We start from the raw sequence: 17529 nt of genomic DNA on the forward strand, positions 1-17529 counted from the left end.
TGGTGCGCTCGGAGGGACTCGAACCCCCACGATTTTACTCACTGCCACCTCAAGGCAGCGCGTCTACCAATTCCGCCACGAGCGCAAGGATCGATGGATGGGTCGGGCTTGCGCCCGGCCGGATCGACGGCGCCGATGTAACAAATCGGGGATGGAGGGACAAGGCCCAGCGGCGGCCCTGCCGACTACCTTGCGCCCGGCGTCCGGGGCAGCATTTGCTTGACTTCGACCGCGATCCGGTTGCGGTCCACCAACACCACGCCGCTGGCGATGGGCAGGTTGTTGGCCAGCACCTTGACCTCGTCCTGCTCGGTGGCGTCCAGTTCGATGATGGCGCCGCGGCTGAGCCGCATTACCTGATGAATGGGCATCGAGGTGGTCCCGAGCACCACCATGAGATCGACCGAAACTTTATCGAGGGTTGGCACTTCTGAACCACCACGCTGCAACGACACGCACAAATGCGGAAAATTGCCAGGTTCCAGATCACCACGTTATGGTTAGCCAATGGTTAATGACCGCCAAAGCCTAGATTTGACGACGTTTGCCCGGCCCGCCGGCGGCGCCGCGGTCGAGTGGCGGGTTTCAACCGCGCCGGTGCCCTATCCCGAGGCGGTGGCCGCGATGGAAGCGCGCGCGGCGGCGATCGCGAACCGCGAAGCGCCGGAGCTGGTCTGGCTGCTGGAACACCCCCCACTCTACACGTCCGGCACCAGCGGCAAGGACGCCGACCTGCTCGACGCCCGGTTTCCGCTGTTTTCGGCCGGCCGGGGCGGACAGTTGACCTATCACGGCCCAGGCCAGCGGGTCGCCTATGTGATGTTGGACCTGAAGCGGCGGCAGCCGGACGTGCGGGCCTATGTGGCCGGTCTCGAGGAGTGGATCATCCGGGCGCTTGCCGCCTTCAATGTGCCGGGCGAGCGGCGCGAGGATCGCGTCGGGGTCTGGGTCGCGCGGCCGGACAAGGGACCTGGGCGCGAGGACAAGATCGCCGCCATCGGCGTGCGGTTGCGGCGCTGGGTGTCGCTCCACGGCATCTCAATCAACGTCGCGCCGAACCTGGAGCACTTTTGCTCGATCGTGCCGTGTGGCGTAGCCGACCCGCGCTACGGCGTCACCAGCCTGGCCGATCTCGGGCTTGCCGTGACCATGGATGATGTCGATATCGCGCTCCGGCAGGCATTCGCGAAGGTGTTCGGCGCTTTGAGCGCGCGCCTGCCGGAAGTACAGCCTGACTGAAGCTCAGGGCCCCTTTCACAAAATGGCCTCGAAGGCACTTCGCAAGGTTTCATGGCGAAACACGAAGCCGGTGCTCAACGCCTTGTTCGGGATGACGCGCTGTCCTCCGAGCAGAAGCTCGTCGGCGAAATCGCCGGCCACACGATGGAGCAGCGCCGCCGGAATGCGAAAGACCGCGGGCCGCTGCAGCCGCCGGCCGAGCTCTTCGGTGAATTTCCTGTTCGTAACCGGTATCGGCGCCGTCGCATTGATCGGCCCCGAGAGATCCGGCTTTGCCAGCGCATGCGCGATCAGGCGAACGAGGTCGTCGCGTTCGATCCAGGACATCCACTGCTTGCCTGATCCGATCGGACCGCCAAGACCGAACTCGAACGGCGTGAGCATTCGCGTCAGCAATCCGCCTTCGGTCCCGATCACCAGACCGATCCGCAGGTAGACGACCCTGACGCCGTATTCCGCGGCCCGGCTCGCCGCCTGCTCCCAGGCGGCGCACAGTTCATGGCTGAAACAGCCGTGCGATTTTGCGGACTCCGTCAATGGCTGATCCTGCCAAAGACCATACCAGCCGATTGCCGAACCATTGACCAGCACGGCAGGCCGGCGTTCAAGGCGTGCAATCAACCCGACGACGTCGTCGGTCATGCCGATCCGGGAATCGAGAATCTTTCGGCGTTTTTCCTCGGTCCACAACCCGTTGCCGATCGGCTCACCTGCAAGATTGATGATGGCATCGATCTTCGCATCGGCAGGCAACTGATCGAGGCTGGTAACCAGGCTAATCGGCGGCACCAGACTATCCGCCTTGGCTGGATTTCGGATAAGCGCGATGACCTGATGACCGGCGTCGGCGAGACTCGCAACAAGCCGGCTGCCGATGAAACCGGTCGCCCCTGTGACCAGGATCGTCTGTCGTTCCGATAAATCTTTCATGAGGCCGCTCGCAGATGCCTTGCCTAACCGCGCGAGGCGTTTGGATGCTGCGAAATCGCGCACGCCGCCAAATCCCGCTCCAACGGCGGCCACCGCCGCAAGGATGCTCCAGAAACCATGAAATGCCGGTTGGATGCCGGTGGGCTGGCCAGCCCATCCGACCAGAATCGGCAGCAGCAGAACGAGGATGGCGCCGTAATTCAGCGCCAGCAGCGTGTGGTTGATCCGCTCGCTCGCCGGAAGCTTCCGGCTGATATCCTCTTCGACGAAATCCATCAGCGTGACGATGACTTCCACGACAAGAACCGCAATCACGATCATCGCCCAAAAGCCGTGGACTTCCGACCAGCCGAGCGTCAGGAACAGCAGGGCGTAGAGCATATTGCGGATGCTGTGGAGCCGAAGCTCATGACGCTGCGAAGGCCGCCACGCCAGGCGCTCGGTCATCTCATGATGGTAAAACGTATCGAACGCGCCCATCACGATCTGAATGGCGATCAAGCTCCACAGCAGCGATGAGATCATGGCGTCGCCTCCCTGAAGACGGCCGACTGGCGAACAAGCATGCCAAAGCGGGGATGGACGATCTCCAGCGTGAACTGAAATTCTCCACCGCCGAGGTCGGTGTGAGTCACCGTCAAGGCGCCGGGCGTGAGGAACGCCGGCAACCAGAACTTCAGACGCCCGGCCTGCACAAAATATCCGGCGCCGCGAAACAGCAGGGCCTGTCCATCGACAACAATCCGTAGCGCCATGCCGATGCCAAAGCCGAGATATTCCTCAAGGCCGGTGGGTCCGGCGAAACGCTTCGATGAGTGAATGACCTGCGGAAACCCGTTGCGGCGCGCGTAAATCCGCGTCCAGATCTGGCCGCTTGTCGCGGCATCTTCAGTCACCGTTACGATGCTTGGGACATGCGCATCGGTGCTGATCGGAAGCGGCCCGCCGATCAGTCGCGCAATCTGCGCAAGCCACCAGCCGATCCGGCTAAAGCCGATCTCGATGACCTCGCCGACGTAAACGGCGGTGCGGCCGTCCGCAAGGCGCTTGGAAAACCGTTGCCGGGTAGCCGGCGGCAAGCGTTTCCAGTCGTCGTCGGGGAGCAAACTGCGAAAGCGAAGGTCGTGGAGGGCTGCATCGCGACCCTGCCCGGGGTCGGGATAAATGAGAGGCTTCGATATCCTGCTTCGCAAAGCCATCCTCCGCTCCAGCAACCCGACGCCCTATCTGGATTTCCCCCCGGGCAGGAAACTGACGATCTTTTCGCCCAGTCTCATCAAGGCAACCAGCCTGGGCCTCGGGACGGTCAGCATCTGCGCGTACCAGCGATCGACCAGTTCGGTGAAAGCCAGCATTTCCTTCAGCCGTTTGCTCGCAACCGAACTGATCGTCGGATCGTCGGCGGCATCGATGACGCAGGCACGCAAGGCCTCCACGGCCGGGTCGATCTCCCGCACCTTGCGGCCGGCGGCAATTCGGGCAGCCACCTCCCAGATATCCGTCTCCGCTTCATAGTGATCGCGGCGGTCTCCCATGATCGGGACGCGCCGGATCAAATTCCAGGACAGAAGCTCCCGGATGGAGTTGGAAACGTTGGATCGCGCCATGCCCAGCGTGTCCGCGATGTCGTCGGCCGTCATCGGTGCTTCGGACAGATAGAGCAGACCGTGAATCTGGCTCACCGAGCGATTGACGCCCCACTCGTCGCCCATGTCGCCCCAATGCAGGACAAACCGCTCGACGGCGGCCGGCAATTTCTTTTTGACTGTTGTTTCTGTCACGACAGAAATATCTGACGATAATAGCCGAATGTCAAGCCATGATTTTCGAATCGCAGCGTGATGTCGTCAGACCGTCGGCAGTTCCGAAAACCGCTCATCCCGCCGGCGCAGGTCCAGCGCGTCCGGTTGGGCGGCGATCTCTTCGACTGCAACGACCCGTGCCGATGCCGGGCCGCGACGGCACAGCGCGATCATTTCGGCCACGGCTTGTTCGGGGCCGGCGAATACCGCCTCGACGCCGTCCCTGCCGCGATTGCGCACCCAGCCCTGCAGCCCGCGCGCGCTCGCCGTGCGTCTCGTCCAGTAGCGAAATCCGACGCCTTGAACGGTACCCCGGATCAGGACATGGCGGATGACATCGCTCATCTATCGCTTCAGTCCGAGAAAATCCGCGCCGCGCTGTTTTGCCGCGGGCTCGCGCGTGACGCGGCCCATCAGGTCCGATGACGCGAGGCCTTTCAACTCCTTCGGCGGCGTCCCGTCGCGCAACGCCTTCAGCGTTTCGTAGACGGCCTGGGTCGCCGCGGCGAACGGAGCGTGGCCCTGCAACGCGATCCGCACCCGCTGGCCGATCAGAAATTCCGCATCGTTCAGTTCGCCCTGGGGATTTCCGAGAACGATCGGCAGCGTCGTCGCGGCCGAAATTGTCTCAAGCTCCGCGCCGGTTTTCAAGCCGGTGAAGAACAGCGCGTCAACGCCCGCAGCTTCATAGGCCTTGGCGCGCGCAACGCAATCGTCAAGGCTCCCAGCCGAAGGACCGCCGCCTCGCGTTCCCGTGCGCCCCATCACCACCAGCGACGGATCGCCGCGCGCATCAAGCGCGGCCTTCATCTTGCCGACGCCCTCCTCGACCGGAATGAGTTGCGGCTCGCTGACACCATAGGCCTGCGGCAGCAGCGTGTCCTCGATGGTGAGGCCGGCGGCACCGGCCGCCTCCAGTTCCTGCACGGTACGGCGGACGTTCAATGCGTTGCCATAGCCGTGGTCGGCGTCAACGATCACCGGCAGCGATGAGGCGCGCGACATCCGCCGCATCTGTTCGGCCAATTCGGTCAACGTGATCAGCGTAACGTCGGGATCGCCGAGCACCGCCAGCGACGCCACCGAGCCGCCGAACATGCCGACCTCGAAGCCGAGGTCTTCGGCGATGCGCATCGAAATCGCGTCATAGACCGAACCCGGCCGGATGCATGTCGATCCCGAAAGAATCTTTCGCAGGGTGTCGCGGCGTTTGCGGAACGGCATCGTGGATCTCTCACGCGAATTCGAGGATCAGGGCGTCGACCGCCAGCGTCGCGCCGGCCGTGGCGTGAATTTTCTTTACCGTGCCGTCGCGCTCGGCGCGCAGCACGTTCTGCATCTTCATGGCCTCGACCACCGCCAGCGTTTCGCCGGCCTTGACCTCCTGCCCCTCGGTCACCGCGATCGAAACCACGAGGCCGGGCATCGGGCACAACAGCTTCTTGCCGGTGTCCGCCTTGGTACCCACCGGCATCAATTGCGCCGCCGCGGCCTCGCTCTCGGTGAAAACATTGACCGCGACCTCGAAGCCCTGATGCGCGAGGCGGATGCCGCTTGCGATCGGCCGCACCTGCATCGCGATCATGTGGCCATCGACAGTGCCCTGCCACACCGGATCGCCCGGTTTCCACGGCGAGACCAGTTGATGCGAAGCGCCCAGGCCGCCGTCGCTACCGACAAAACGAACCGCGATGCCCTCGCCTTCACGCGCAACCTCCAGCGCGATTTCGTTGCGCTCCAGCCATACCGCGCGGCGGCGTTCACGCTGCACCGGGCGGCCGATCATCTGGCCGGAGATCTGCCGCTTGCGTTCGCCGAGCACGTGATCGACGGCGGCTGCGACCGCCGCGAGCCGGCGCGCGATCTCGCCTTCCGGCTCGCGCACGGCAAAACCTTTCGGAAATTCCTCTGCGATGAAACCGGTGGAAAGATTGCCCTCGCGCCAGCGCGGATGATGCATCAGCGCCGACAGGAACGGAATGTTGTGGCGGATGCCCTCGATGTAGAACGAATCCAGCGCGGTCGCCTGCGCCTCGATGGCGGCGGCACGCGACGGCGCGTGAGTGACGAGCTTGGCGATCATCGGATCATAATAGATCGAGATTTCGCCGCCCTCCTGCACGCCGGTGTCGTTGCGCACGGTGATGCCGTCGATGCTGCTCTCGACCGGCGGCCGGTATTTTATCAGGCGCCCGATCGAGGGGAGGAAGTTGCGGAACGGATCTTCGGCATAGACCCGCGATTCGACCGCCCATCCCGTCAGCGTCACGTCGTTCTGCGCCAGCGCAAGTTTCTCTCCGGCAGCGACCCGGATCATCTGCTCAACGAGGTCGATCCCCGTGATCAATTCGGTGACGGGATGCTCGACCTGCAGCCGCGTGTTCATTTCGAGGAAAAAGAAGCTCTTGTCCTGACCGGCGACGAATTCGACGGTGCCGGCGGAATCGTAGTTTACCGCCCTGGCCAGTGCCACCGCCTGCTCGCCCATCTTGCGCCGTGTGGTTCCGTCCAATAACGGCGACGGCGCCTCCTCGATCACCTTCTGATTGCGGCGCTGGATCGAGCATTCGCGCTCGCCCAGATAGATCACGTTGCCGTGCTTGTCGCCGAGCACCTGGATCTCGATGTGGCGGGGATCGACGATGAACTTCTCGATGAAGACGCGATCGTCGCCGAACGACGATTTGGCTTCGGCCTTCGCCAGACCAAAACCTTCGGCCACTTCCGAGGTCGAATGGGCGATGCGCATGCCCTTGCCGCCGCCGCCGGCGGACGCCTTGATCATCACGGGATAGCCGATCTCGTCGGCGATCTTCACCGCGTGCTTCTCGTCCTCGATAACGCCGAGATGGCCGGGCACCGTCGAGACGTTGGCTTTCGCCGCAGCCTTCTTGGATTCGATCTTGTCGCCCATCGCAGCAATGGCGCCCGGATTGGGGCCGATGAAGACGATGCCGGCACCTTCAAGTGCAAGTGGAAAGGCTTCGCGTTCCGACAGGAACCCGTAGCCGGGATGCACCGCCTCGGTGCCGGTCTTGCGGCAGGCCTCGACGATCTTGTCAATCACCAGGTAGCTTTCCGCGGCGGCCGGCGGCCCGATCGGGACCGCGTCGTCCGCCATTTCGACATGGAGCGCGTCGCGGTCGGCTTCCGAGTAGACGGCGACAGTTTCGATCCCCATCCGGCGAGCAGTCTTGATGACCCGGCAGGCGATCTCGCCGCGATTGGCGATCAGAATTCGTTTGAACATGTGCTATTTTACTTGCAACCGAAGGGCGGGGTCCAGTTTCTGCGGCCGGGGTCGCAATCTGGCATGCGGGGGCGGATGTAACAATTCCGTCGTACAGAAAAACTAAAGAGAAGCAACGGCTGTTTGGGCCGGAATTTGCCTCGCAGGGGAGAGTTTGATGCGCCGCGCAATCGTGCTGCTATCCGTCGCTTTGACCGTCCTCTCCGCAGCAGGGGTGTCAGCGCAAAACGACACGCCCAGAAACCTCGTCCTGTTCGTGCCGGACGGACTGCGCGCACGCATTGTCACGCCGCAGACCGCGCCGGCAATGGCCGAGGTTCGCGACAGGGGCGTCAATTTCAGGAACCCACACTCGCTGTTTCCGACCTTCACCATGGCGAACGGCTCGGCCATGGCGACCGGCCATTATCTCGGCGATACCGGAACCTTCAGCAATACGATCTACACCGGCTATCCCGTCGCGCACGCCAATGGCACCGTGGTGCCTTTTCTCGAGGTCAACCCGGTCATGCTCGACGTGGATGAGCATTTCGGCGGCAATTACATGAATGAAGAAACCATCTTGAAAATGGCGCGGGACAAGGGCTACAGCACCGCGGCGATCGGCAAACACGGGCCCACCTTTCTTTTCGATCACACCGACAAGACCGGCGCCGACGGCCTGCATTCGGTCGTGGTCGACGACGCCACCGGCGGCAAGAATGGCGTTCCGCTGTCGCAGGAGATGCAGGCTGCGCTCACGAAAGCCGATCTCCCGCTCGCAACGCCGCCGCGCGGAGAAAACGGCAAGGCAGGGGACGCCAAGACGCCGGGCACCACGTCCGCCAACGTCGCGCAACAGGCTTACATGGCCGAGGTGGCCACCAAGGTGGTGCTGCCGATGTTCAAGGCCCGCAACAAGCCGTTCGTGCTGGTGTTCTGGTCGCGCGATCCCGACGGCAGCCAGCACAACACCGGCGACAGCCTCAACACGATCACGCCGGGCATCAACGGACCGACTTCGCTAGCCGGCATCAAGAATGCCGACAACAACCTGGCGCAGTTGCGCCGGGCGCTCGACAATCTAGGCCTCGCTGCTTCGACCAACATCATGGTCGCTTCCGATCACGGTTTTTCGACGATTTCGAAGGAGAGCAAGACCAGTCCGTCGGCCAAAATATCATATGAGGATACTCCGAACGGTTTTCTCCCGATGGGCTTTCTTGCGATCGATCTCGCCAAGGCGCTAAAGCTGCCGCTGTTCGATCCGAACGACAAGAACGCGCCGGTTGCCGACAATGCTCATCCCAGGGCGGGCAACGGGTTGCTCGGCAAGGATCCGGCAAAGCCCGACGTGGTGGTCGCCACCAACGGCGGCTCCGACCTGATCTATCTGCCGAACAACGACCGCAAGCTGGCGGGACGCATCGTCAAGGCGCTGCTGGAGCAGGACTATGTCAGCGGGCTGTTCGTGGAGGACGACCTCGGACGCTTCTCCGGCGCGCTGCCGATGTCGCAGCTCGGCCTCCGCGGCAAGGCCGTCACACCGCACCCAGCCATCGTCGTCAATTTCCGCTCCTGGTCTAGCGGATGCGATGAGCCGACCAATTGCTCCGTCGCAGTTGCCGATACCGTGCTGCGGCAGGGCCAGGGCATGCACGGCAGTTTCAGCCGCGGCGATACCATGAATTTCATGGCGGCGATGGGGCCCGACTTCAAGGCCGGCTATGTCGACGAGCTGCCGGTCAGCAATGCCGATGTCGGCGCCACCGCCGCGCGGCTTCTAGGCCTCACACCGAAGCCGAAGGGCAATCTGATCGGCCGGGTGATGACGGAGGCGATGCCCAACGGCGCGACGCCCCGCAGCACCAGCGGCAGCGTCAGTTCGCGTATGTCGGCAAACGGCCTGAAGACGGTGCTGCAATTCCAGCGCGTCGAGAGCCAGCGCTACTTCGATGCGGCGGGATTTCCGGGGCGGACGCTCGGCCTTGAAGTGGAGGCCGGCAGACAGAAAACGGCGGGAAAGTAGTTTCCGTCCTGGCCGGGCTTGTCCCGGCCATCCACGTCTTGCTTGCTGCAACGAGGGAAAAAAGACGTGGATGCCAGCGACGAGCGCGGACATGACGAACGAGATCCGCCGGCTTACATCCCGATGTCGAACACGTTCGGGATGTGCGTCAGCGGTAGCGTGGCCGCGCCGACAATCGTCGCGACCAGTCTCATCAAGGTGTGGTTGCTGCGGCGCCGGCCGCGCATCTGGCTGGCGATCCATTCCAGTACTTCGGGTTCGACACCGACCGCCCGGGTGGGCGCCCAACTCTCGATCGCGGTCTCCGGCGACAGCGCAACGGTGCGCGACGGCACCGGCAGGCCCGAGGCGGAAGCTGCGTGATGCACGACCGCCTTGGCGAACAGATCGTCGAACAGCCCGTCATCGCTGCGCTCGGAGGCGGCATCGTTGATCTCGAACAGTGCTTCGGCCTCGGCGCGGCTGACCGGCTGGTGCTCGACCGCGCTCGCGGTGAGAATGCGCGCGCACCAGGCGGCGTCGGCGGCGTCCAGCGCGCGGGAAAAATGGATACGGCCCTTGGTGGTCGGTCCCTCGCCGGTGATGACGCCGTCACGAACGATGGCGAGGGCTTGCGCCGCGGTTTTACGGCAGGAAATCTTCGAGGTTACTGCGGCGATCGGTTCGGCAGACATTCCAGCGGGGGCAGACATGGGTACTGTTCTCTTTTTTCTTCTTCGTCCCAGCATTTCCATGCGGGCGTAAACGAGTGGTTAATCGATCGACACCGCAAAGGCGTCTTTTTTACATGGTTGCCGATTGGTCGCTGTGATCTCGGTCAGGGTTCGGGGATGTCGCAACCTCGTCCGGCGGGGTTGCGGCGCGCAAGCGGCAAAAGCGGGGCAATGAAGCTTTTGATGCCGCAGTGGTTTTTCCGCAGCGCAGGGACGTATCAAAAGAAGATTCCAGCCGCAACCCCCGCTGGAGAAGGATATTGTCCTTTTGCGGCAGGCCATTCCGCTTGCCCACCCCGCGCGCTATATTGCGATACGAATTCATCTTTAACTTGAATGACATGAGGTCGAAACATGGCTCTTCAGATTGGCGCTGTGGCCCCGGATTTCGAGGCCGAAACCACCGACGGCAAGATCAAGTTCCATGACTGGATCGGCAACAGTTGGGCGCTTTTGTTCTCCCACCCGAAGGATTTCACGCCGGTCTGCACCACCGAACTCGGTGCGCTGGCCAAGCTCAAGCCCGAATTCGACAAGCGCGGCATCAAGCTGATCGGGCTTAGCGTCGATCCCGTCGACAAGCACGCGAAATGGTCCGAGGACATCAAGGAAACCCAGGGCGCGGCGCCGAATTTTCCGATGATCGGCGACACCGACCTGAACGTCTCGAAACTCTACGACATGCTGCCGGCCAGTACGTCAGGCGACGCCAACACCCGCAGCGCCGCCGATAACGCCACCGTGCGCAACGTCTTCATCATCGGGCCGGACAAAAAGATAAAACTGGTGCTGGTCTATCCGATGACGACGGGGCGTAATTTCCAGGAAATATTGCGGGTAATCGATTCCCTGCAGATGACCGCCAAGCATCGCGTCGCGACCCCCGCCGACTGGAAACAGGGCGAGGATGTCATCATCGCCGGTTCGGTGACCGATGACGAGGCCAAGACGATCTATCCGCAGGGCTGGAAATCGCCGAAGCCGTACATCCGTATCGTGCCGCAGCCGCAATAAACCAGCGCAATTCCGTAGGGTGGTCAAAGGCGCGCTTGCGCCGTGCCCACCACAGCGAGGGATTTCAAATTGTTGAAGTGGATTGGTGGGCACGCTTCGCTTTGCCCACCCTACGGAATCGCGCTCGCCGCGGTTCAGAGCTTCGGCGCGATCCCGTTTGCGATGATCAGCCCAAGCGTGGACGAGACCGCGGTGACGAACGATCCCCATGACACGTCGATGATTGCCACCGGCCAGGTCCAGTGCCTGAGCAGCGACAACGAGGTGAGGTCGAAGGTCGCATAGCAAAACAATCCGAACAGCGCGCCATATAGCAGCGTCGATTGCCACGTCGCGTCGGGCGGGCCGCTGACAAAGATCAAAATTCCCACCACATAGAGCAGATAGAACAGGATCGCTGGCGTGAGCCTGATCTCGCCTAGCATGTCGCCGACCTGGGAGGCGAAAAAGCTCTTGGCGACGAGGCCGAGGAACAGGAAATCGATGGGAATGATGACGACCAGCGTCGCCAGATAAAGAACCGCATATCGCTTCACATCGCCCTCCAGCGCCGGTAATTGCCCTATTTACGTGCAGGATCGCGTAGGGTTGCAATGTCGGGCTCCCGACAGATGCACCAGCCATGGACCGCGACGCCGCGTGAGCTGCGGGCGCCGCCGTCACCCTCGTCGAGACCTGCCCGAGCGGCTGATCGACCACAGGGCCGGGCGCGAGCGGGCGCTGGCAGCCCTCCGCCGAGGTCCGGGCGGGGATAAGCTAACCACAGCATCTCTTTCAAGATTCTGCGAATCGGCTATCGTTGCGGCTTCGATAACCCCTGGGGGACGATATGGACGACGATAAATCGATGCTCGAAAAAGCGACGGACGCGGTGAGCAGCGCGGCCAGCGCGACCACGGACGCTGCCAAGTCGGTAGCCAAGAAGGCCAAAAAGGCTGCCAAGAAAGTTGCGAAGAAAGTAACGCCGAAGAAGGCCAAGAAGGCCGGCAAGAAGTCGGCGAAAAAAGCGGCCAAGAAGGCCGGCAAGAAATCCGCGAAGAAAGCCGCCAAGAAGAAAAAGAAGGCGAAGAAGTCCAAGCGCTGACGCTTAAGCGTCGCGCGCAAAAATCTCCGGAACCAGCGTCCGGAGACTTTTTGCGTTTCCGTCGGGTCAGACGCGCGCGCTTTTGTTGACCACAAATACTGCGGCGGCGCAGGCGACCATACCAGCGATCGCCACCGCATCGAGCCGTTCGCCGAACAGCACATAGGCCATTACGGCAGTCACCGCGGGAACCAGATAGAACAGACTCGCAACCGACGTCGCCGCGGAACGCCGGATCAACCAGTACAACAATCCGATCGATCCGAGCGACAGCACCACGGCGAGCCAGATCAGCGCCAGAATGAACTCGCCGGTCCAGTGCACCACGCCGTTCTCGAACAGCCACGCGCCGATGCCAAAGAAGATCGCGACCGCGATGTACTGCACCAGATTGCCGGCGCGCCAGTCGATGCGGCCGCAATAGCGCCGCTGATAGAGCGTGCCCAAGGTGATGCTGACCAGCGACACGCCGGAGGCGAACCATCCCCATCCCGCCTCGCCGCTCATCGGACGATCGTGCAGGATCAGCACGACGCCGGCGAGCCCGATCAGAAGGCCGGCCCATTGCAGCGGCGTCACGCGTTCGCCGAGCCAGCGGTTCGCCAATGTCGAGGTCAGGATCGGCTGCAGTCCCGGAATCAGCGCGGAAAGGCCCGCGGGTATCGAATGCGCGATCGCAATTGCGGTGCCGCCGAGGTAGAAGCCGTGCACCAGGATGCCGGCGACGATGCTGTGCGCGACGCCGATCCGGTTCGGCCATTGCGGGCGCGCGACCACGACGATGATCGCCATCAGCGCCACCACCAGAGCCATCCGGATCGCAAGATAGGTCAGCGGCTCGGCATTGTGCAGCACATATTTGGTGGCGATAAAGCCGGTGCTCCACAGCACGACGAAAACCGCTGGCGCCGCGCGCGCGGCAAATTTCTCAATGTCATGATTCATTTGCCGACCCGTGTGCCCGATCATATGCTGTGCGGCAATCACGAATTGTGCGGGTCCACTCGCTGGAAATCACATAGCGGCACCCGCTGCGCGTGAGGCTTGGGAACACTTGAAATGCGCCTTCAGTTTCAGACCGTCGATGTTTTTACCGCTGACCGGTTCAGCGGCAACCCGCTCGCCGTCGTGCTCAACGCGGAAGGGCTGTCGACGGAGCAAATGCAGGCCATCGCCGCCGATTTCAACCTGGCGGAAACCACCTTCGTGCTGCCGCCAGAAAACAGCGCGCATACCGCGCAGGTGAGGATTTTCACGCCGCGCGCGGAGATGCCGTTTGCGGGCCATCCCAATATCGGCACCGCCTTCGTGCTGGCCCGCGCAGGCTCTACCTATGGCCGGACCATCGCTAGCGACCGCGTTATCTTCGAGGAAAGAGCCGGCCTTGTCCCGATCTCATTGCTGAAAGATGGTTCGACGATTGCTGGCGCACGTCTGGTCTCGCCGCAATTACTGACCGTCGGCGATGAAGTCCCCGTCGAGGCAGTCGCTTCCGCATGCGGAATTTCGGTCGATGACATCGAGACCAAAAATCATCATCCCTGCATCGCCTCTTGTGGCGCAGGTTTTATCCTCGCCGAGTTAAGGAGCCGGACCGGGCTTGCTTCGGCGATGCCTCACATCGATGTTTTCCGGCAGGACATCGTAAACCGCGGCACCACCGGAATCCTGATCTACGCGCAGGTCGATGACCACGATATCAACATATGCGCGAGAATGTTCGCGCCGCTGAAAGGCATTCCGGAAGACCCCGCGACCGGCAGCGCCAATGTCGCGCTGATCGGATTGCTGGCAAAGCTGCGCCCCGAGCCGGACCTGGAATTGTCGAAGACGATTGCGCAGGGCGTCGAGATGGGCCGTCCGAGTTTGCTCCATGCAAGGGCTGAAAAACGCGGCGGCGTCGTCACGGCGACTTTTATCGGCGGCCGCTGCGTGCCGGTAATGCAAGGCTCGATCGATTTGGGGTGAGGACGGTGCAGCACGTTGGGTTGTCACCGCTGCGAAATATCCGCCGTCCTCCTGAGTGCTCGCCCCATTGAGCGCGCGCTTGACCTCGCCCCGCGCTTGCGGGGAGAGGTCGAAGCCGAAGCGCAGCGAAGGCTTCGGGTGAGGGGCGAGGCACTTCGGCAAATGCAATCGACGACTCTCGGGTCGTGCTTGTTGCGTTGACACCTTTCGACCCGATAGATTTTTGATTTGGCTGCTCAATGCCTGGCCCCTCACCCGGCGCTTCGCGCCGACCCTCGGGTCAAGCCCGAGGGCAGGCTCTCTCCCCGCGAAACAGCGGGGCGAGGTTAAGAGGCTCTCGCTTCAAATTTTGATTCAAATTTCAAACAGCCAAGCGCCTGCGTCCTCGCGCCGCCGCGCGAGTTGAGCTTTTAGTTGATCTCCCCTTTTCGAGGGGAGACGGAGCGCCGAAAGACGCGCCTTGGTAGTAAAAATGCGCCCTTCGGACGCTCCGTCGCGGTGACTTCTTCGTCCCTGGGACCGTTCTTCCGGGCGCAGGCGCGAGCAAGCTCGCCATCCAGGCAGGCTTTCGCCCACCCTTCGCCTGTCCCGTCCAGCCACTTAAGGCAGAGCCCCGTATTGGGCTCGGGCGGTTACCCAAGGCCCCCCGGGTCCATGCTTGCGAGGCACAGCCGCGGGCGCCGCATCCGACCGGTTCGGGTTACCCCTCCCCAGCCAAGCTTTCGCTCTGTCCCACTTCAGTAACGCCTCTAGAAGCGCCCCTCACTGGACAGGACGCGAGCAGGATAAGCGAGGTTTTGAGGGCGGGGATAGGTATGCATTCACAAGTGCGTGAACGATGAAAATTCCCCTGGACAGGCGCGATGATCGCCGACGCTTTGGCGCCGCCTAAAACTCTTCCGGACAGGGATCGACGATCTTCCAGAGATCCTCGCCGTTCTTGATCTTCTTCATGGTCGTGGTGAGGCCGCCGTTGCGGCGGATCCAGTCCTTCACGGTGTCCGGATAATAGGACATCAGGTCGGAAGTCCCCTCCAGGCTGGTCACCTTGATGCCGAAGGTGAATGCCTTGTCGTAATAGGCCTGGTGGAAACCGAGGCTGGCGCGCGGCGTCACGCATACCTTGTTCATGGGCACGATGCCGAACACCAGCGTGCACGCCGAATTGCAGATGCCGTCGATGATGACGCGCTCCTTGCGATCGCGGATGCGCTCGTACTTCGCCTTGTATTCGGTGACGTAGCCGCCATGGTCGCGCGTGACGCGCAGGTCGGCGCGCGCCGGCGCGGCGGCGAACAGCAGGATAAGCAGTGCAAGAGGCGTGATGCGCATGGATCGAACGGACAACCGAGTTTGGACCTGCCGGGATGCTGGCAGGCCAAAGCCACCCAACGGCAAGACTCTGGCGTTACTGTGTTTGAAATTCGTTAAGCATCACGAAAGGCTAAAAATTCGGCAAAAATCGGCGAAGCCTTTGGAAAACCGCAAGAAAAATGCCGCGCAGCCCGGGTTCCAGGCTGTCTTTTCGTGGCGCCGCGAGCCAATCCGCTCCTTCTAGTTGGCCTTGGTCGGGGTGGTTTCAGGCGTCTGTACTTTCCCTGACTTTGGAATCACCGTCTCTGGCAGATTAGTCGCCGGCATGTCGGGCTTGTAGTTGATGTCCTTGTTTTCAGCCTTGAGCGCCTTGCAGTCGAGCGAATAGACCATCTCGCCCTTTGCGGTCTGCCCGATCGGAGGACAGTCACGAAGGGCGTCGGGTGTAACATTGCCCTGCGCAAATGCCGGCGATGCCAGCAGCAGCATCGCAATCGCCAGTCTGGTCATGGTTTCCTCCGAAAATTTTTGATTATCACCAACTCAACAGGCCTGAAGGCGGCTGGTTCCTGCGGCTGATCAGACATCGCCGGGCGCCAGCCGAAATCCGACTGAAAATCCACAGGCTGTTGATAAGCCCGGGAAAAATCCCCGCCCACGCGGCGGTTCCGGGCTGGCTTCAAGCGCTACCCGGCTATTGTGCGCGCGACACGCGCTCGTAGCTCAGCTGGATAGAGCATCGAACTTCGAATTCGGCGGCTCATCACTCATCATCGCGTAAGTGGACACGCACGCGTCCTGGTTCAACGATCCACCGTGCACCCGCGACCGACTGGTTCTCAAGGACGGCCAAGAAATCTTGCAGTCGGTCGATGATTCCTCGAAGGGTGGTTCTCGACCCGACGTCCAACACGACTATTCCAGCACTCCTCTCAGGGGAAAAACGGGTAACGTGGCCGAAATCGCGATCGAGCGTGATGAGCGCTCGCCTCTCGGCCAAGCATACCTCGAACAGTTCCTCGTCGGCGACACCGTGAAGACGCTGGTCCCACACGGTCATCACATCGTGGCCGCGTGCCTTCAGGAGTTCCAAGCCACGGCGTCCGATGTTCTCGTCAAGCTTGAACTTCACGCGACCCGGTCAGTCGAAACCGGAATGATGCGCTCGCGTGCGGCTTCCGCCCCATAGGCGAGTGCGGCGAGCACGTCTTCATGCGCGAGCTGAGGATACTCAGCTAACAGCTCCGCTTCTGTCATTCCATCTGCCAGCAAATCGAGGATGAGTGACACCCAAATCCGCGTGCCTCTAACGCAAGGTTTGCCGCCGCAAACCTTGGGATCGATGACGATGCGATTAAGCAGCGTGTTCATGACCGGACATGCATAGCACGGGCATGGCACCCTGTCATCCAAGAGCCGTTCCTTGGGCCAAAGTCAGGCGCTTACACGGCTGACTTTCTTCTCCGGGTCGGAGGCGGCCCGATCAGCGCTTCTGCCGGAATCTTACACTCGCGGTGCAGCTTCCAGGCTATTCTCATCGTGAGGGAACGCTTCCTGGCCAGAATGTCGGAAGCACGCTGCCGCGAGCCGAGACGCCCCAGATCGGCTTGGGTATAGCCTCCCCTTTTCCATGCGGTAGCGGATCGGGCTCACGTAGTGATTGGCATGGATTCCAATTCGATCAAGTCAGGCGCTATCCTAAAATGCGCAGGTAACCCGATCTCACATTGGCAAAGAAGGCTGCTCAAGCCGTGAACAGCGAAGCTATGTCCAGAGCCGCGGGATAAGCCGTGCATGGGCCATCTTTCGCGCGACGCACCACTATAGCCGGACGGGTGCGTCAACACCCGTCCGGCTCCGACCATCGAACCCCTCAACCTTTGGCAAGCGAGAAAATCGATGACCCGTTCAACCAATACCACCCGCCGCCGTTTCCTTTCAACTGCTGCCGCGCTGGGCACGTCCGCTGCTGTCGCCATCCCTGCCAACGCGCTCCGGGCCGATCCGATATTCGAGGCAATCGAGGTCCACAAGGCCGCCCGCCTCGCTTTCGAAAACGCCGTTAGAGAGCATGTTGTTTTTTACCAGAATCGGGATTCCAATTGGAGCGGATTTCTGATTCAAACTTCATGCTGGGAACAGGGGGCCAGCATGGATGACGCGACCCTATTCGGAAGATATTCGCGAACGCGCTCTGGCGCGTGCTG

General features: G+C 62.0%; 20 protein-coding genes and 1 tRNA gene. 6 read left to right on the forward strand and 15 right to left on the reverse strand.

The window, feature by feature from the left end; all coding sequences use genetic code 11:
* Together VGP39_RS14575 and VGP39_RS14580 are read right to left on the reverse strand one after the other, a co-directional pair.
* Positions 1–85: transfer RNA gene (locus VGP39_RS14575), tRNA-Leu, on the reverse strand.
* Positions 86–185: 100 nt separating this feature from the next.
* Positions 186–428, reverse strand: a complete 243-nt coding sequence (locus tag VGP39_RS14580) for a FliM/FliN family flagellar motor switch protein (RefSeq protein WP_327568809.1) — start codon at positions 426–428, stop codon at positions 186–188.
* A 79-nt stretch (positions 429–507) separates the two neighbouring features.
* Here VGP39_RS14580 and lipB point away from each other — a divergent pair, with 79 nt between their 5' ends.
* Positions 508–1239: a lipoyl(octanoyl) transferase LipB gene (gene lipB, locus VGP39_RS14585; RefSeq protein WP_327568810.1), complete on the forward strand. Its 732-nt coding sequence runs from the start codon at positions 508–510 to the stop codon at positions 1237–1239.
* A gap of 15 nt (positions 1240–1254) precedes the next feature.
* Here the strand turns inward: lipB and VGP39_RS14590 are convergent, their stop codons facing one another.
* From VGP39_RS14590 to VGP39_RS14615, 6 genes are all read right to left on the reverse strand, one after another.
* The gene (locus VGP39_RS14590; RefSeq protein WP_327568828.1) at positions 1255–2691 is read right to left on the reverse strand and encodes a TIGR01777 family oxidoreductase; all 1437 of its coding nucleotides are present in this window, start codon (positions 2689–2691) and stop codon (positions 1255–1257) included.
* Positions 2691–3248, reverse strand: coding sequence for a DUF4166 domain-containing protein (locus VGP39_RS14595; protein WP_327568811.1), 558 nt, complete (start codon positions 3246–3248; stop codon positions 2691–2693). Before VGP39_RS14595 ends, VGP39_RS14590 begins: the two co-directional genes overlap by 1 nt.
* A gap of 144 nt (positions 3249–3392) precedes the next feature.
* The gene (locus VGP39_RS14600; RefSeq protein ID WP_327568812.1) at positions 3393–3950 is read right to left on the reverse strand and encodes a GbsR/MarR family transcriptional regulator; all 558 of its coding nucleotides are present in this window, start codon (positions 3948–3950) and stop codon (positions 3393–3395) included.
* A gap of 66 nt (positions 3951–4016) precedes the next feature.
* On the reverse strand, positions 4017–4316 hold the full coding sequence (locus tag VGP39_RS14605; RefSeq protein ID WP_327568813.1) for an acylphosphatase: 300 nt from the start codon (positions 4314–4316) through the stop codon (positions 4017–4019).
* Positions 4317–5195, reverse strand: a complete 879-nt coding sequence (locus VGP39_RS14610) for an isocitrate lyase/PEP mutase family protein (RefSeq protein WP_327568814.1) — start codon at positions 5193–5195, stop codon at positions 4317–4319. It abuts the gene before it with no gap.
* Positions 5196–5205: 10 nt separating this feature from the next.
* Positions 5206–7221, reverse strand: a complete 2016-nt coding sequence (locus VGP39_RS14615; protein WP_327568815.1) for an acetyl/propionyl/methylcrotonyl-CoA carboxylase subunit alpha — start codon at positions 7219–7221, stop codon at positions 5206–5208.
* Between the two features lie 157 nt (positions 7222–7378).
* Here VGP39_RS14615 and VGP39_RS14620 point away from each other — a divergent pair, with 157 nt between their 5' ends.
* Positions 7379–9229, forward strand: coding sequence for an alkaline phosphatase family protein (locus VGP39_RS14620; protein ID WP_327568816.1), 1851 nt, complete (start codon positions 7379–7381; stop codon positions 9227–9229).
* Positions 9230–9342: 113 nt separating this feature from the next.
* Here the strand turns inward: VGP39_RS14620 and VGP39_RS14625 are convergent, their stop codons facing one another.
* The gene (locus tag VGP39_RS14625) at positions 9343–9903 is read right to left on the reverse strand and encodes a hypothetical protein (protein WP_414644678.1); all 561 of its coding nucleotides are present in this window, start codon (positions 9901–9903) and stop codon (positions 9343–9345) included.
* A 393-nt stretch (positions 9904–10296) separates the two neighbouring features.
* Between VGP39_RS14625 and VGP39_RS14630 the strand changes: the two genes are divergently transcribed.
* Positions 10297–10956 carry a peroxiredoxin gene (locus tag VGP39_RS14630; protein ID WP_327568818.1) on the forward strand — a complete coding sequence of 220 codons (660 nt, stop codon included), beginning with the start codon at positions 10297–10299 and terminating at the stop codon, positions 10954–10956.
* A gap of 134 nt (positions 10957–11090) precedes the next feature.
* Here the strand turns inward: VGP39_RS14630 and VGP39_RS14635 are convergent, their stop codons facing one another.
* Positions 11091–11492, reverse strand: a complete 402-nt coding sequence (locus VGP39_RS14635) for a DUF2177 family protein (protein ID WP_327568819.1) — start codon at positions 11490–11492, stop codon at positions 11091–11093.
* Between the two features lie 293 nt (positions 11493–11785).
* Here VGP39_RS14635 and VGP39_RS14640 point away from each other — a divergent pair, with 293 nt between their 5' ends.
* Positions 11786–12040, forward strand: a complete 255-nt coding sequence (locus VGP39_RS14640) for a hypothetical protein (protein WP_327568820.1) — start codon at positions 11786–11788, stop codon at positions 12038–12040.
* A 66-nt stretch (positions 12041–12106) separates the two neighbouring features.
* Here VGP39_RS14640 and VGP39_RS14645 read toward each other — a convergent pair whose 3' ends face one another.
* A complete protein-coding gene (locus VGP39_RS14645) occupies positions 12107–12985 on the reverse strand; it encodes a DMT family transporter (protein ID WP_327568821.1) in 879 nt (292 codons plus the stop codon).
* Positions 12986–13099: 114 nt separating this feature from the next.
* Here VGP39_RS14645 and VGP39_RS14650 point away from each other — a divergent pair, with 114 nt between their 5' ends.
* Positions 13100–14008: a PhzF family phenazine biosynthesis protein gene (locus VGP39_RS14650; protein ID WP_327568822.1), complete on the forward strand. Its 909-nt coding sequence runs from the start codon at positions 13100–13102 to the stop codon at positions 14006–14008.
* An 888-nt stretch (positions 14009–14896) separates the two neighbouring features.
* Here VGP39_RS14650 and VGP39_RS14655 read toward each other — a convergent pair.
* From VGP39_RS14655 to VGP39_RS14670, 4 genes are all read right to left on the reverse strand, one after another.
* Complete coding sequence (locus tag VGP39_RS14655; RefSeq protein WP_327568823.1) at positions 14897–15340, reverse strand: hypothetical protein; 444 nt, start codon at positions 15338–15340, stop codon at positions 14897–14899.
* A gap of 222 nt (positions 15341–15562) precedes the next feature.
* Positions 15563–15832 (reverse strand): hypothetical protein, encoded by a 270-nt coding sequence (locus VGP39_RS14660; protein WP_327568824.1) that lies wholly within the window; start codon positions 15830–15832, stop codon positions 15563–15565.
* 253 nt (positions 15833–16085) lie between these two features.
* Positions 16086–16454: a DUF5615 family PIN-like protein gene (locus VGP39_RS14665; protein ID WP_327568825.1), complete on the reverse strand. Its 369-nt coding sequence runs from the start codon at positions 16452–16454 to the stop codon at positions 16086–16088.
* Entirely contained in the window at positions 16451–16693 is a 243-nt protein-coding gene (locus VGP39_RS14670; RefSeq protein WP_327568826.1) for a DUF433 domain-containing protein, read from the reverse strand. Before VGP39_RS14670 ends, VGP39_RS14665 begins: the two co-directional genes overlap by 4 nt.
* A 528-nt stretch (positions 16694–17221) precedes the next feature.
* On the opposite strand from VGP39_RS14670, the gene VGP39_RS14675 reads away from it, so the two are divergent.
* Positions 17222–17529, forward strand: a 308-nt coding sequence (locus VGP39_RS14675; protein ID WP_327568827.1) for a twin-arginine translocation signal domain-containing protein, incomplete at its 3' end; no start/stop codon positions are given.

Source organism: Bradyrhizobium sp., from assembly GCF_036009065.1.
In the GTDB taxonomy this organism is placed as follows: domain Bacteria; phylum Pseudomonadota; class Alphaproteobacteria; order Rhizobiales; family Xanthobacteraceae; genus Bradyrhizobium.

What these genes read in the sequence shown, in the direction of transcription:
- lipB (WP_327568810.1), top strand. Translation starts at nt 508, where the DNA reads ATGGTTAATGACCGCCAAAGCCTAGATTTGACGACGTTTGCCCGGCCC.
- VGP39_RS14605 (WP_327568813.1), bottom strand. Translation starts at nt 4,316, where the DNA reads ATGAGCGATGTCATCCGCCATGTCCTGATCCGGGGTACCGTTCAAGGC.
- VGP39_RS14610 (WP_327568814.1), bottom strand. Translation starts at nt 5,195, where the DNA reads ATGCCGTTCCGCAAACGCCGCGACACCCTGCGAAAGATTCTTTCGGGA.
- VGP39_RS14615 (WP_327568815.1), bottom strand. Translation starts at nt 7,221, where the DNA reads ATGTTCAAACGAATTCTGATCGCCAATCGCGGCGAGATCGCCTGCCGG.
- VGP39_RS14620 (WP_327568816.1), top strand. Translation starts at nt 7,379, where the DNA reads ATGCGCCGCGCAATCGTGCTGCTATCCGTCGCTTTGACCGTCCTCTCC.
- VGP39_RS14625 (WP_414644678.1), bottom strand. Translation starts at nt 9,903, where the DNA reads ATGTCTGCCGAACCGATCGCCGCAGTAACCTCGAAGATTTCCTGCCGT.
- VGP39_RS14630 (WP_327568818.1), top strand. Translation starts at nt 10,297, where the DNA reads ATGGCTCTTCAGATTGGCGCTGTGGCCCCGGATTTCGAGGCCGAAACC.
- VGP39_RS14640 (WP_327568820.1), top strand. Translation starts at nt 11,786, where the DNA reads ATGGACGACGATAAATCGATGCTCGAAAAAGCGACGGACGCGGTGAGC.
- VGP39_RS14645 (WP_327568821.1), bottom strand. Translation starts at nt 12,985, where the DNA reads ATGAATCATGACATTGAGAAATTTGCCGCGCGCGCGGCGCCAGCGGTT.
- VGP39_RS14650 (WP_327568822.1), top strand. Translation starts at nt 13,100, where the DNA reads ATGCGCCTTCAGTTTCAGACCGTCGATGTTTTTACCGCTGACCGGTTC.
- VGP39_RS14655 (WP_327568823.1), bottom strand. Translation starts at nt 15,340, where the DNA reads ATGCGCATCACGCCTCTTGCACTGCTTATCCTGCTGTTCGCCGCCGCG.
- VGP39_RS14660 (WP_327568824.1), bottom strand. Translation starts at nt 15,832, where the DNA reads ATGACCAGACTGGCGATTGCGATGCTGCTGCTGGCATCGCCGGCATTT.
- VGP39_RS14670 (WP_327568826.1), bottom strand. Translation starts at nt 16,693, where the DNA reads ATGAACACGCTGCTTAATCGCATCGTCATCGATCCCAAGGTTTGCGGC.